Genomic DNA, 13,612 nt, shown 5'->3' on the forward strand with positions numbered 1-13,612 from the left:
TGCCTAGGCGCGATACCTGCATCCGACGTCGATCGCGCGAAGAATAGCCAGGAGTCGCACATGAATCTGGAGTCGTTGAACACCCCGGCCGCATTGATCGATGTCGCGCGCATGCAGCACAACATCGAGCGGATGCAGCAGCGCATGAATGCGCTCGGCGTAAGGTTCCGGCCGCACGTCAAGACAACCAAATGCGAACAGGTGGTCCAGGCGCAAATGAACGCCGGTGCGCGGGGTATCACCGTGTCCACACTCAAGGAAGCCGAACAGTTCTTTGCAAGCGGCATTCGCGACATCGTCTACGCCGTCGGCATCGCCCCGACGAAACTCCAGCAAGCACTGGCGCTACGCCGGCAAGGCTGCGACCTGAAGATCGTCGCCGATAGCGTCGCCTGTGCCGAAGCGATCGTCGCTTTCGGTCGCGAACACGAAGAAGCCTTCGAGGTCTGGATCGAAATCGACGTGGACGGCCATCGCTCAGGCATCGTGCCCGATGACGACACACTCCTTGATGTAGCAACAACACTCTGCAACGGCGGCGTGCATCTAGGTGGCGTGCTGGCCCATGCAGGGTCCAGCTACGACTACGATGCACATGATGCCCTCGTACACATCGCCGAACAGGAGCGTTCGGGTTGCGTGCGCGCCGCTGAGCGTCTGCGGGCCGCCGGACTGCGATGCGACGTGGTCAGCATCGGCTCGACACCCACCGCGCTGACCGCTGAGCATCTTGAAGGTGTCACCGAGGTTCGGGCAGGCGTTTATGTCATGTTCGATCTCGTCATGCACAACGTGGGCGTGAACGAGACATCCGAGATCGCGTTGAGCGTATTGACCACTGTGATCGGCCACCAGAAAGAGAAAGGCTGGGCCGTTGTCGACGCGGGCTGGATGGCAATGAGCCGCGACCGCGGCACGCAGCGCCAGAAGCGGGATTTCGGCTACGGACTCGTCTGTCATGAAGACGGTAGCGTGCTGGACGGATACCTGATGAGCGGCGCGAACCAGGAGCATGGCATCGTCTCACGATGCGGCGCACCCGATCACGAAATCGATCAGCGGTTCCCCATCGGAACACGTCTGCGAATCCTGCCCAACCATGCGTGCGCCACGGGCGCGCAACATCCCGCCTATCATGCCGTAGGTGCTGACGGACAGATCGAAACCTGGCCGCGGTTCTATGGCTGGTAACGAACGTCGGGATTGAAAGCGTCGATATGCGACGCGTCGATCGCGCCCGAAAGCCGTTGGACTGTTGATTTACTGAAATGGACCCGACGCCCCTTCGGGGAAGCGCGATACTGCTGAATGTCCTCTTAACGGGACCACATCGGGAGGTTCATCATGGAAATCGATATTCTCGGCATTGATCTTGCCAGGCACGTCTTCCAGCTTCACGGTGCTGAACGTAGCGGGCGCGCGGTGCATCGCTCCAAGGTCGGGCGTGGAGCATTGATCGAGACGGTTCAAAAGCTTCGCCCGCGAGTCATAGCAATGGAGGCTTGCAGTTCAGCCCATCATTGGGCGCGTCGCTTTACCGGCATGGGTATCGAGGTTCGCCTGTTAAGCCCTCAATATGTGACGCCGTTCGTGAAGACAAACAAGAACGACCGCAACGATGCGGAGGCAATCGCCGAAGCAGCCTCACGTCCGTCGATGCGCTTCGTTAGCGTTAAATCGGTCGAGCAGGAAGACATCCAGGCCGTGCATCGAATGCGTGCCGTCCTGGTACGCCAGCGCACCGCGGTCATCAACCAGATCAGAGGACTGCTGGCCGAGCGCGGCCTGATCGTCGCGCGCTCGGTGCAGGCTTTCAAACGAACCATCCCGACCTTATTGAGTAACGGGAGCTCCGAACTGACGACTTTCTGCCAGGCGCTGCTTACCGACATGCTGCAGCACCTGCAGGCGCTGGAAGCTCGGATTCAATGGCTGGAAGTGGCGATAAAAGACTTCGTAAAGAACTCGGCATTGTGCCGCAAGATTACTGCGGTCGAGGGTATCGGTCCGTTAACTGCGAGCGCCGTTGTTGGCGCTATCGGCGATGCCAAACAGTTTTCCAACGGGCGTCACCTTGCAGCGTGGCTCGGGCTAGTGCCCCATCAATATTCCTCGGGGGGCAAGGCCCGGTTGCAGGGCATCAGCAAGCGCGGCGATACCTATTTGCGAACTCTTCTGATCCACGGTACAAGGACCGTTTTGCAATACGCGTCTGGCAAGACCGACAAGCGCAGCCGATGGTTGCAGCAACTGATCGCCCGACGCGGCTACAACTGTGCGGCAGTAGCACTGCCCAACAAGAGCGCACGTATCCTTCAGGTCCTGCTGAGTACTGAAGCATCGTACAGGCCAGCCGTACCATGAACGCAGTACAGGTTTAGGTTCCCGCATCACCCAGCGCAGGTTTGCGTAGCTCTAGTACGTGATGACGAAATCGGTAGAACCAGCATCCTGAAACCTGTCTTCCGTGCCGGCCACGTAGTTCAAGCCGTTGATTTGCTCAGGACAAGGGTGCGCGGATCTCATCAAGGCTGCGGGCGTGCTTCGGCAACTGCCCACTAGCAAGCCGGATACATGCATGCAGACCATTTCCAATCATCGTCAAGAGCTTGCAAAGCGCGTCGGGTCCATACATGCACGGAAACCTGACCCGGCGGGGATGCGGACAAAATCCTGGACTACTTTGGAGGTAGTCCATGTATTCATACGAAGACCGCCTTCGGGCGGTCGAGCTGTACCTGAAACTCGGGAAGCGCATCAAGGCGACAATCCGCCAGTTGGGTTACCCGACGAAGAATTCTCTCAAGGCGTGGTGTGAAGAATTCGAGAAGAGTGGCGAGCTTCAGTTCCAGGGGTGGCGCGGCGGGTTTACGCCGTTCAGCACATAGTTGCCGATGTGAAAATATTTCCAGCGCACCGGATCGTGCAGCGTATGCACACGCGCATTGCGCCAGTAGCGGTCGAGGTTATGCTCCTGCAGCGTGGAGCGCGTGCCCGCCAGTTCGAACAGGCGGTTGGTGGCCTCGATCGCGACTTCGGTCGTGAGCACCTTGGCCTCCGCGGTCGCCAGGGCCGCCGCCGTCACGGTCTCGTCGCCGGGCCTGCGAAGCGCCTCGTCGATGTGATGACCGGCTCGTTCGAGCAGCGCTTCGGAGGCGTGAAGCCGCAATGCGAGCGTGCCGATCGCGGCGACCGTAAACGGATCCTCCGTCGCCTGCTCTTTCCCGCTATCGATCCATGCGCGGCTCTTCGTGCGCAGGAATGCCACCGTCTCGTCGAGCGCACCCTGGGCGATCCCCGCATCGATCGCGGCCTGGATGATCTGCGAAATCGGTCCGGCGGCGGTCGGCCGGTCGAATGCGTCGACCGGCACCACGCGGCTCTTCGCTACGCGCACGTTGTCGATGGTCACTGAGCCCGACGCCGTGATGCGCTGACCGAAGCTCGACCAGTCGTTGGTGACGGTGAGCCCCGGCGCGTCCCGATCGGCGAACACGAGAAAGCCCTTGCCCTGGGCATCGACCGCGACGATGGGCACGAGGTGCGCGAGCAGCGCGCCGGTCGTATAGAACTTCTTGCCGTTGACGACCACGTCGTTCCCGTCCTCGACCAGTCGCGTCTCGAACGCGGCGACGTTGCGGCTGTCCTTTTCCGAAAATGCGTTGCCGAAGCGGTAGCCATGCAGCACCAAGCCGAACAGTTCCTGCTTCTGCGCCTCGCTCGCATCCAGCGTGATGTGCGCCACGAGCGCGAGATGGTTCTGCGTGATCTGCGCGATGCTCGAATCGGCCGCCGCGATGAGGCGAATGACCTCAGCGACGGTCGCATACGACACGTCTGCGCCGCCGTAGGCGCGCGGCACCGTGATACCCCACAGGCCGGATTGCGAGTACGCATCGACTTCTTCGATTGGCAGCCACCCTTCCCGGTCGCGCTGCGACGCCTCGCGCGCGAATTCGACGGCGAGACGCCGGGCCGTCGCGATCGCCTCGGCGTCGTCGCGAATCACGTGCGCGGGCACACTGGGGCGCGGACGGGCCGCGAACGGCTCGGGCGAATTCACGCGCGGACGGGCCGCATTCTTCTGTTCCTGACTATGTTCGCTCATGATATGCAATCCTGAAAGATTGAAAAAACGTTCTATCCGTTGCTGCACAACCCGCCGGCCTGCCCGGCCTCACGCCCCCGCCGCGGCTGCCAGCTTCTTTCCGAGGTAAATGTCGCGCAATGTCTCGTTGCGCAGCAGGTCCTGCGCGGCACCCTCGAGTACCACCTTGCCGGTCTCCAGCACATAGCCGTAGTGCGCGTGCTTCAATGCCAGCGGTATGTTCTGCTCCGCCACCAGAAAGCTCACGTGCTCCTTCTCGTTGAGCTGGCTGACGATGTCGAAAATTTCCCCGACGATCAGCGGAGCCAGCCCCATCGAAGGCTCGTCGAGCAACACGAGGGACGGTTCCGTCATCAACGCCCGGCCGATGGCGATCATCTGCTGCTCGCCGCCGGACGTGTAGCCCGCCTGGACCGCGCGCTTCGTCTTGAGGCGGGGAAACCAGGCATAAACGCGTTCCAGACGCGCCTTCAGTTGCTGCCGCCCCGGACGCCGCAGGAATCCGCCGCTGCTCAGATTCTCTTCAACGGTGAGATGCGCAAACACATGACGCCCCTCCAGCACGTGCGCGATGCCATCGCGCACCCGCAGGTTCGGCGCGGTCTGCGTGCAGGACTGCCCCTGAAAGACAATGCCGCCGCGGCTCACTTGAGCCCGATCGGCCTGCACGAGACCGGAAATCGCCTTCAGCGTCGTGCTCTTGCCCGCGCCGTTGGCGCCGAGCAGGGCGATCACGCCGCCGCGCGGCACCGCCAGCGACACGCCGCTGACAGCCAGAATCGAGCCGTCGTAGATGACCTCGATGTTCTCGACGCGCAGCAGTTCCTCTGCGGCGCGATCGTCCGTTGGGGGCAGGGCCCGTTCGTCGGCGGCGCTCATCTCACGACTCCTTGCTGCAATCGCGGGGGGTAATGCCCTTTTCCTTCGCATAGGCGGCCGACTTCACCTTGATGAGCGGCCACAGCAGCTTGCGGTCCGCCTGCACCCAGTCACTCACCACGTTCCACTTCTGCCCGTCCCATTGCTGTACCTTCACGGCACCGCCGCCTTCATGGTCGGCGCAGGAGAGCTTGAGGTTCTGCAACAACCCGTAGGCACCGTCCTGCTTGAGCTTCGCGTCGTCGAGATCGAGATGCTCGAGGCCCCATTGCCCTTCCTCGCCCGTGATCGGACGCTTGCCGAACTTCGCCTGCGCCGTGCGAATGGCCTCCACCTCGATCACCGCATCCGCAAGGCCCGAGTTGTAGTAGACGCTACCGAAGTTCTTCGTGTCGCGTAGATCGCTTTTGCCGGTATCGATGATGTATTTCTTCAGGCGCCGGTGGATCTCGAAGCTGGCGCCCGCCGGATAGGGCGTCAGCGCGAGATAGCCTTTCGCCGCGTCGCCTGCCGGACGCACGTCCTCTTCCGAACTCGCCCAGACGTCGCCGATGATGCGGTTCGCCGGGAAGCCGAAGCGCTCGGCGGTGCGAATCGCAACCGGCGAGGACACGCCCCACGTGCGCAGGAAAACCCAGTCAGGCTTGATCTGGTGGATTTGCCGCCACTGCGCCGATTGCTCGCTGCCCGGGTCGGCGAACGGAATCTGGATGTTCTCGAAACCGTACTGCTTCGCCAGCAGCTTGAGCGGCTCGATGGTCTCGCGGCCATAGGCCGAATCGTGATACAGCGTCACGATCTTCTTGCCCTTGAGCTTGTCGAGGCCGCCCTCCTTGCTGGCGATGTAGTTGACCACCGCCGAGGCTTCGCTATAGAACGTCAGGACCACCGGGAAGATATAGGGGAACACGCTGCCGTCGGCGGCCTCGGTCCGGCCATACGCGAGCGTGACCTGTGGAATGTGGTCCTGGAGCGCGCGGTCGGCCAGCGCATAGGCAGCCGGCGCGCCGTTCGGGTAATAGAGCGGCACCGGCGCCCCGTTGAGACCGTGCTTGAAGCGCTCGTAGCATTCCACGCCCTTCTCGGCGGTCCACTCCGTCTCGCATTCCTGCCAGACGATCTTGACGCCGTTGATCCCGCCTTCCACCTCGTTGATGTAGCGCAGATAGTCGATGCGGCCGGCCCAGATCTGCGCGCCCACGGCGGCGTACGGGCCCACGCGGTAACTGGCGATGGGCAGGAACTGCTTGCCGGAGTCGGGGCCGGGCGTCGTCGTCAGCGCCGCCGCGCCGACGGCAAAGCCGAGCGCCAATACGGAGGTCAGCGTCAGTTTGAGAACTGCACGAGTTGTGAACATGATCTTGTAATGGGTGTAGATGAAGTGATACGCGTGTCGTGCGGCGCCGCCTCCTCATGAAGCGGCGCCGGTCTTCTGAACAGCGAAGCCGGAACTCAGTTGTCCTTAGACGGATCGCGGCGCGTAATGCCTTTTTCCTTCGCGTACGCATTGGCCTTGGACTCGATCAGCGGCTGCAGCAGCGCATGGTCCGCCGAAATCCAGCCGGTTTTCACGACCCACTTCTGGCCGTCCCATTGCTCGATACGCGCCGCGCCGCCGCCCTCGTGATCGGTCGGCGTGATACGGATCGGCTGCAGCAGGCCATAGAAGCCGATCTGCTTCAGGCGCGCGTCGTCGATGACGAGATGCTCGAAGGCCCAGCGTCCTTGCTCGCCGTTGAGCGGATGGGCGCCGAACTTCCTGTAGCCCGTGCGCAGCGCTTCCACGGCCAGCGCGGCGTTGACGAGACCGATGTTGTAGTAGACCGAGCCGAAGAACTTCGGATCGCGCAGATCGCTCTTGCCGGTGTCGAGAATGTATTTGCGCAGCTGCTTGTGGATTTCGAAATCCGCGCCGCCCGGATACGGCGCCAGCGCCTGATAACCCCTGGCCGCATCCCCGGCGGGAATCACGTCGGCCTCGGAACCGGCCCACACGTCGCCGATGATGTGGTCGGCGGGAATCCCGAAGCGCGCCGCCGTCTTGAGCGCGACCGGCGTGGAGACGCCCCAGGTGCGCAGGAACACCCAGTCGGGCTTGATTTCGCGCACGCGGCGCCATTGCGCCGACTGCTCGTTGCCGGGATCGGCCACCGGAATCTGAATGTTCTCGAAACCGTACTTCTGCGCGAGCAGCGCGATGGCCGGCTGGGTTTCGCGACCGTAGGCGGAATCGTGATAGACCGTCACGATCTTCTTGCCCTTCAGCTTGTCGAACCCGCCTTCACGCTGCGCGATGTAGTTGATGCCGACCGAAGCCTGGCTGTAGTAGTTGAACAGCAGCGGGAACGCGTACGGGAACACGGTGCCGTCCGTCGACTCAGTGCGCCCGCCGGCGGGATCGATCAGTGGAATCCTGTCGGCCGCGGCGCGCTCGATCAACGCATAGGTGGCCGGCGTGCCGTGCGTGAAGAAGAACGCGAGCGGCGAGCCGTTCTTGCCGTTCTTGACCCGCTCGTAGACCTCCACGGTGCGATCGGGGCTCCACTCGGTTTCGAACTCCTCGTAGTCGATCTTGATGCCGTCGATGCCGCCCTGGACGTCGTTGATATAGCGGAAGTAATCGCGTTCGCCGGCCCACCAGAGCGTCCCGCTGGATGCATAGGGTCCCACGCGATAGGTCGGCAGCGGCACGTACTGCGTGGCGGCGCCGCTGGCCGCCGCCGCGCCGAAGCCAAGGCTCGCGGCCGCGAACAACATCAGAACAGTTTTAGAAAACAGGTGCGCCATATAACGACATCCTCGTAACGTAGAGAGTGGGGAGAATCAGAAGCGCAGCGGCCACACGAGCAACCGGGCGCGCAATGTATGCAGAAGACGGGCAATGCCTTCCGGTTCCTTGACCAGGAAACCAATGATCAGTAACCCGAATATTATTTTCTGGATGTTCTGTAACAGTCCGTCGTCCACCCGCCCCTGGAACAGGGCATGGGAAGCGAGGTCGAGCGCCAGCGGCAACAGGCTGATGAAAGCCGCGCCAATGAAGCTGCCCGTAAGGCTCCCGAGCCCGCCGATGATGACGATGAAGAGGATCTGGAACGAGCGCGACAGCCCGAAGCTCTGAACGCCGGCCGAGCCCAGATAGACGAACACCCACAACGCGCCCGCGATGCCGAGGTAAAACGAGCTGACCGCGAACGCCAGCACCTTGTTGCTGTTCACGCGGATGCCGACGACCGACGCCGCGGTATCCATGTCGCGGATCGCCATCCAGTTTCGACCGGTCTGGCTGCGCGTCACGTTCCATGCAATCCATGTCAGCAGCGTCACCGTCAGCAGGACGAGGTAATACTTGTCCAGCGGGCTCACCACGTTCCATCCGAACACGGTCAGACGTGGCGCCGAGATCGTCCCCGACGAGCCGTAGTTGTAGAACCACGGAAACTTCAGGAACAGCCACTCGAGGAAAAACTGTGCGGCGAGGCTCGTGACCATCAGGTAGAAGCCCTTGATCTTCGCGCTCGGCAGGCCGAAGACGGCGCCCACCAGCGCCGCCACCAGTCCGCCGAGCAGCAGTGCGAGCGGAAAGCCAAGGTTGGCGCGGATCAGGAATGCGTACGTGACGAACGCACCCACCGCCATGAAGCCGCCCGAGCCGAGCGAGGTCTGCCCGGCGTAGCCGGTCAGCAGGTTCAGGCCGAGGCCCGCCAGCGCCAGCACGAGGAACGGCACGAGGACGGCATTGAGCCAGTATTCGTTGCCGAGCCACGGCACGATGACGAAGGCCAGCACCAGCAGCAACGCCAGCGCGCCGCGGCCGGAGATCGGGTCCTTGAACAGCCGGGTCGCGGCATACCGCTGGCGGGCGGAAAGTGTCGTATCGGTCATGAGAGTCCTTCGTTCAAACCCGCTCGATGGTCCGCTCGCCGAAGATGCCGGCGGGACGCACGAACAGGAACGCCAGGGCGAGGAAATAGGCGAACCAGGCCGTGATGCCGCCGCCGACGTAGGGACCGATATAGGTCTCGGCCAGGTTCTCCGAGGCGCCGACGATCAGGCCGCCGACAATCGCCCCGCCGATCGATGTGAAGCCGCCGATGATCAACACGGGCAGCGCCTTGAGCACCACGAGCGAGAGCGAGAACTGCACGCCCTGGCGCGCGCCCCACAGCAGACCCGCCACGAGGCCGACCACGCCGGCCACCGACCAGACGATCTGCCAGATGCGGTTCAGGTTGATGCCGATCGACAGCGCGGCGCGCGTGTCGTCGGCCACGGCCCGCAACGAGACGCCGATGCGCGTGCGCTCGAACAGCAATGCCAGCACGACCACCAGCACGCCGGCGGTCACGGCGGCGACCAGATCGAACTGGCTGATCATCACGCCGCCGACGAAGATCGGCACGTCGTCGATGCCGAGGTTCAGCGCATGCACGTCGGCGCCCAGCGCGCCCTGCGCCGCGCCCTCCACCACGTAGGACAAGCCGAGCGTGGCCATGAACAGCGTCATCGGACTGCGGTTGGTGAGCGGCCGCAGCACGAAGCGGTCGATCAGGACTGCCAGCACGATCAGCGCGACGATCGTGAGCAGCAGCGCGACCGCGAACGGCACGCCCTTCTCCAGCAGCGTGACGAAGAGCAGCGCGGAAAACAGCAGGATCGAACCCTGCGCGAAGTTGAACACGCCGCTCGCCTTGTAGATCAGCACGTACCCGATCGCGACCAGCGAATACATCGTGCCGGACAGCAAACCGCCGATCAGGGTTTCGAGGAAAAAACTCATCGACTTGCGCTCCGCTCAGTGCACCGTACCGAGGTACGCTGCGATCACTTCCGGGTTGTCCTGCACCTCGGCGGGCGTGCCGTCGCCGACCTTGCGGCCGTAATCGAGCACGACGACGTGATCGGAGAGGCTCATGATCACGCCGACGTCGTGCTCGATCAGCACCACGGTCACGCCGAGATCGCGGTTGATGTCGGCAATGAACCGGCTCATCTCCTGCTTCTCGTCGGCGTTCATGCCGGCCATCGGCTCGTCCAGCAGCAGCAGCCGCGGCGACGACACGAGCGCCCGCCCCAGCTCCACGCGCTTCTGCACGCCGTAGGGCAGGTTCCCGACAGGCGTATGGCGATACGTCTGCAGTTCGAGGAATTCCAGCACCGCCTCGCTGCGTGCGAGAAAATCGGCGGCCTCGCGCCTCGCCCGCGGCAAACGCAGCGCCTGTTCGAGGAAGGTGGCGTGCGAATGGCGCGACAGCCCGGCCAGCACGTTGTCGCGCACGCTCATCTTCTTGAACAGCGCGTTGTTCTGGAACGTGCGGCCGATGCCGCGCTTCGCCGCAGCGAACGGATGCAGGCGCCGGAAGTGTTCGTTCTCGTAGTGGATCTCGCCGGAGTCGGGCGTATAGACGCCGTTGAGCACGTTCAGCAGCGAACTCTTGCCCGCGCCGTTGGGCCCGATCAGCGCGCAGATTTCGCCGCGCCGCACCGCGAACGAGAGCTGCGTAAGCGCCTGCACACCAAGGAACGACAGCGAGATGTCGCGGACTTCGAGGATGACGTCGGGCGGCGCGGCGTTGAGCTCGTGCGTCATGCCGCCCCCTCGTGCGGCTGGCCGGCCGCCGGCACGGCGGCCTCGAGCACCCCGCGTACCTCGCGGCCGCCGCGCGGCAAGCCATGCAGAGCGTCCACGCGGCCCAGCAGCCAACGCGAGAACAACCCGCCCGGCCGCTCGGCCGCGCGATCCGTCAAGGCACGCGACCAGCTGCCCGCCGCGGCGAGGCGTTCGTGCAATTGCGCCTCCAGCCGCTCGAGATGCGCGGGCGAAGCCAGCAGCCGATCCGGCTGGACCTCATGACGATCCCGCGTGGACGAAGCGCCGACCTCGGGCGAGGCCAGCACGTCGCCGTCTTCCAGCCAGCACGCCAGCACCTGTTCCAGCCCGCCGGGCCATTCGGTGCCCTCTTCCACCCACGACACCCGCTGATGCCGCAGCGCGTGCCGCAACCCGGTCCGCGCATGAAACGCGCTGTCGCTGCCGGCCGGACCGGCCAGTGCATCGAGCGCGACGAGTTGCCATGCACCGCCGTGGTGGGCCACCGACTGGGCCGAATAGAGCGTCGCCGGCCCCGGCGGCGCGTATCCGCTGGCAAGCCACGCCGAAACGGTCTTCCTGTCCTGCACGAACGCATGGGTCGGCGCGGCCGCCTCGAGCGCGCGGCGCAGCGTATCCGCATGCGCGTTGCGATCCACGCTGACCACCGCCGCTCCGGCTGCGTGGGCGGCCAGCGCGATCAGGATCAGATCCGGTTCCAGCGCGCCGCTCACCGCGAGACGCGAGCCCGAGCCTGGACCTGGCCGCTGCAATTCGAGGCCCTGCCGCAGCTGCGCCACCCTTTGCGGCACGTCCTCCCAGCGCAACGCGCCCCACTGGCCGCGCTGCTTGTGCAGCAGCGCGAGCGCCTGCGGCCGCGTTTGCGCCCAATGAGCGATGCGTGCCTCCAGGTCCGCCGGAAATCGCACGGTGGCCGCGTCGGGTAACGCATCGACGGTCATCAAAACGGCGTCATCCATGTCTCGTTCCCTCAAACCGGCACGACTTGCTCTTGCTTGAGCTTGACGCGCTCGATGTCGCGATAGCCCGCAGCCGGGTGCGATTGCCCCAGATACGGCCCTTCGCCGAACAGCTTCTCGCGCAGCGTGCCCGGCCGGTACGCGGTGGGATAGACGCCGCGACGCTGCAACTCGGGCACGAGGTAATGCACGACGTCCTCGAAAGTCTCGTGCGCCACCGCGTAGGCGAGGTTGAAGCCGTCGACGTCGGTTTCCTCGGCCCATTCCTGGAGGATGTCGGCCACCGTCGAAGGCGAGCCCACGAACACTGGCCCGAGTCCGCCAATGCCGCCCCAGCGGGCCAGTTCGTCGATCGTCCAGGCCTTGTCGCCGTTCGCGAGGTGTTCGACCGCCGAGATGATCGCGTTGGTCTCCACGTGCTTGACGAGATCGGTGGGGGCGTACTGGCCGAAGTCGATACCGGTCCAGCCCGACATCAGCACGAGCGCGCCGTCGTACGACACGTAGCGCTTGTATTCCTCGAACTTCGCCTGCGCCTTCTCGTCCGTTTCGTCGACGATCAGCGTGACAAGCGCATAGGTGAGGACCTTGCGCGGATCGCGTCCCACCTCGGCCGCGCGACGGCGAATGTCGGCCACGTACTCGCGCAGCGTCGCGCGCAGCGGCGTAGACACGAACACGCATTCGGCATGCTGCGCGGCAAACGCCTTGCCCGCACCCGACGCGCCGGCCTGGTACAGCACCGGCGTGCGCTGCGGCGACGGCTCGCACAGGTGATAGCCGGGCACGTCGAAATAGCGGCCCTTATGGCCGATCTCGTGGACCTTCTCCGGGTGCGCGAAGATGCGGCGTTCGCGGTCGCGCACCACGGCGCCGTCTTCCCAACTGCCCTCGAACAGCTTGTAGAGCACTTCGACGTACTCGTTCGCGATCTCGTAGCGGTTGTTATGGACCGCGAGGCCGCTCTGACCGACGTTCTTCGCGCCGCTCTCCAGATACGACGTGACGATGTTCCAGCCCACCCGTCCCTTCGTGTGGTGATCGGCCGTCGACAGCCGGCGCGCGAACGTATACGGATGCTCAAACGACGTGGACGCGGTGATGCCGATGCCCAGGTGCTCGGTGGCCAGCGCGATCGGTGCGGCGAGCTGCAGCGGGTCGTTGACGGGGATCTGCACGCCCTGCTGGAGCGCGTGATAGAGGCTGCCGCGATAGACGTCGTAATAGCCGATCACGTCCGCGATGAAGATGCCGTCGAAGATGCCTTTTTCGAGCAGCTTCGCGAGATCGGTCCAGTATTCGAGATCCTTGTATTGCCACGAGCGATCGCGCGGATGGGCCCACAGGCCCGGCGACTGGTGGCCGACACAGTTCATCTCGAATGCGTTGAAACGGATGGTCTTGCTCATGCTGGGGACTCCCCGGTGCGTACAGGACCGCTGCCGGAACGATCGCCGCAATCCGGGTTCGTAGCGGGTTCAGCGTGGCCTGTGGGTGACGTCATCTGGATAGTCGACGAAAAGCCGCAGCCATCACCTTTGCTGCGGCTGGGTAAAAATCGCTTTGCACCTGAAACGCGAAATTCAATCAATATATTTCGCAATGAAAACCAATAACTATTTCTTTATAAAATATGAAGCGACATGAAAACAGCACAATCGCTGCTATGGCATTTATGCCGCTGCTTGCTGGAGTGTCGATTCACGCTGTGCTCATCGATGCTGGTAATGACCAAAGCGCCCTATAAAGCGATTTGCATGCCAATTGGCTAATTCGGCTCGCTGTCGGATTGAAACGGGTATTCACGCGTACTCGCCGGCAATGCATTGCAATTCGAATGGGGCCGGGAAAAAGATGAATGGTGCATATGCAGCAGCATAGAAGCAGCCCCCTGCTGCCAGGCCAGCAACCCGCAAGGGTTCTGTTGCATCAAGGCGTTCGGCTATCGGTGACGCGCGCGGCCAGTGGGCGAGCGTTGCGCTCATGGAAGAGATCGTCGAGGGATTGAGCGAGTTCGTCGGCTTCGATGAAGGTGGCGCATGTCCGGCAACACCG

Annotated in this window: 11 protein-coding genes and 1 pseudogene; 3 read left to right on the forward strand and 9 right to left on the reverse strand. The window is 63.6% G+C overall.

What is annotated here, in order from left to right; all coding sequences use genetic code 11:
• The first annotated feature begins 60 nt into the window (after positions 1–60).
• The 3 genes and pseudogenes from U0042_RS01325 to U0042_RS01335 all read left to right on the forward strand — a co-directional run.
• Positions 61–1,191: a DSD1 family PLP-dependent enzyme gene (locus U0042_RS01325; RefSeq protein ID WP_114812440.1), complete on the forward strand. Its 1,131-nt coding sequence runs from the start codon at positions 61–63 to the stop codon at positions 1,189–1,191.
• A 153-nt stretch (positions 1,192–1,344) separates the two neighbouring features.
• Positions 1,345–2,364: an IS110 family transposase gene (locus U0042_RS01330; protein ID WP_327205024.1), complete on the forward strand. Its 1,020-nt coding sequence runs from the start codon at positions 1,345–1,347 to the stop codon at positions 2,362–2,364.
• 332 nt (positions 2,365–2,696) lie between these two features.
• A pseudogene (locus tag U0042_RS01335) lies at positions 2,697–2,846 on the forward strand (helix-turn-helix domain-containing protein); the annotation flags it as partial.
• Here the strand turns inward: U0042_RS01335 and U0042_RS01340 are convergent.
• The 9 genes from U0042_RS01340 to U0042_RS01380 form a co-directional block, all read right to left on the reverse strand.
• Entirely contained in the window at positions 2,843–4,108 is a 1,266-nt protein-coding gene (locus tag U0042_RS01340) for an SfnB family sulfur acquisition oxidoreductase (protein WP_114809530.1), read from the reverse strand. The pseudogene U0042_RS01335 and the gene U0042_RS01340 overlap by 4 nt on opposite strands.
• Before the next feature lie 69 nt (positions 4,109–4,177).
• On the reverse strand, positions 4,178–4,987 hold the full coding sequence (locus tag U0042_RS01345; protein ID WP_114809531.1) for an ABC transporter ATP-binding protein: 810 nt from the start codon (positions 4,985–4,987) through the stop codon (positions 4,178–4,180).
• A 1-nt stretch (position 4,988) separates the two neighbouring features.
• Complete coding sequence (locus U0042_RS01350; protein ID WP_114809532.1) at positions 4,989–6,344, reverse strand: ABC transporter substrate-binding protein; 1,356 nt, start codon at positions 6,342–6,344, stop codon at positions 4,989–4,991.
• A 95-nt stretch (positions 6,345–6,439) separates the two neighbouring features.
• A complete protein-coding gene (locus U0042_RS01355) occupies positions 6,440–7,774 on the reverse strand; it encodes an ABC transporter substrate-binding protein (protein ID WP_114809533.1) in 1,335 nt (444 codons plus the stop codon).
• 36 nt (positions 7,775–7,810) lie between these two features.
• Positions 7,811–8,872 carry a branched-chain amino acid ABC transporter permease gene (locus tag U0042_RS01360; protein WP_114809534.1) on the reverse strand — a complete coding sequence of 354 codons (1,062 nt, stop codon included), beginning with the start codon at positions 8,870–8,872 and terminating at the stop codon, positions 7,811–7,813.
• A 13-nt stretch (positions 8,873–8,885) separates the two neighbouring features.
• Entirely contained in the window at positions 8,886–9,767 is an 882-nt protein-coding gene (locus tag U0042_RS01365) for a branched-chain amino acid ABC transporter permease (protein ID WP_114809535.1), read from the reverse strand.
• A 15-nt stretch (positions 9,768–9,782) separates the two neighbouring features.
• Entirely contained in the window at positions 9,783–10,577 is a 795-nt protein-coding gene (locus U0042_RS01370) for an ABC transporter ATP-binding protein (protein ID WP_114809536.1), read from the reverse strand.
• On the reverse strand, positions 10,574–11,557 hold the full coding sequence (locus tag U0042_RS01375) for an AMP-binding protein (RefSeq protein ID WP_114809537.1): 984 nt from the start codon (positions 11,555–11,557) through the stop codon (positions 10,574–10,576). Before U0042_RS01375 ends, U0042_RS01370 begins: the two co-directional genes overlap by 4 nt.
• Positions 11,558–11,568: 11 nt before the next feature.
• On the reverse strand, positions 11,569–12,966 hold the full coding sequence (locus U0042_RS01380; protein ID WP_114809538.1) for an LLM class flavin-dependent oxidoreductase: 1,398 nt from the start codon (positions 12,964–12,966) through the stop codon (positions 11,569–11,571).
• Between the last annotated feature and the right edge of the window lie 646 nt (positions 12,967–13,612).

Origin of the sequence: Paraburkholderia kururiensis, assembly GCF_034424375.1 — a bacterium.
GTDB lineage: Bacteria > Pseudomonadota > Gammaproteobacteria > Burkholderiales > Burkholderiaceae > Paraburkholderia > Paraburkholderia kururiensis_A.

Excerpts from the sequence above, each read along its gene's own strand:
- U0042_RS01325 (WP_114812440.1), top strand. The coding sequence starts at position 61 with ATGAATCTGGAGTCGTTGAACACCCCGGCCGCATTGATCGATGTCGCG.
- U0042_RS01330 (WP_327205024.1), top strand. The coding sequence starts at position 1,345 with ATGGAAATCGATATTCTCGGCATTGATCTTGCCAGGCACGTCTTCCAG.
- U0042_RS01340 (WP_114809530.1), bottom strand. The coding sequence starts at position 4,108 with ATGAGCGAACATAGTCAGGAACAGAAGAATGCGGCCCGTCCGCGCGTG.
- U0042_RS01345 (WP_114809531.1), bottom strand. The coding sequence starts at position 4,987 with ATGAGCGCCGCCGACGAACGGGCCCTGCCCCCAACGGACGATCGCGCC.
- U0042_RS01350 (WP_114809532.1), bottom strand. The coding sequence starts at position 6,344 with ATGTTCACAACTCGTGCAGTTCTCAAACTGACGCTGACCTCCGTATTG.
- U0042_RS01355 (WP_114809533.1), bottom strand. The coding sequence starts at position 7,774 with ATGGCGCACCTGTTTTCTAAAACTGTTCTGATGTTGTTCGCGGCCGCG.
- U0042_RS01360 (WP_114809534.1), bottom strand. The coding sequence starts at position 8,872 with ATGACCGATACGACACTTTCCGCCCGCCAGCGGTATGCCGCGACCCGG.
- U0042_RS01365 (WP_114809535.1), bottom strand. The coding sequence starts at position 9,767 with ATGAGTTTTTTCCTCGAAACCCTGATCGGCGGTTTGCTGTCCGGCACG.
- U0042_RS01370 (WP_114809536.1), bottom strand. The coding sequence starts at position 10,577 with ATGACGCACGAGCTCAACGCCGCGCCGCCCGACGTCATCCTCGAAGTC.
- U0042_RS01375 (WP_114809537.1), bottom strand. The coding sequence starts at position 11,557 with ATGGATGACGCCGTTTTGATGACCGTCGATGCGTTACCCGACGCGGCC.
- U0042_RS01380 (WP_114809538.1), bottom strand. The coding sequence starts at position 12,966 with ATGAGCAAGACCATCCGTTTCAACGCATTCGAGATGAACTGTGTCGGC.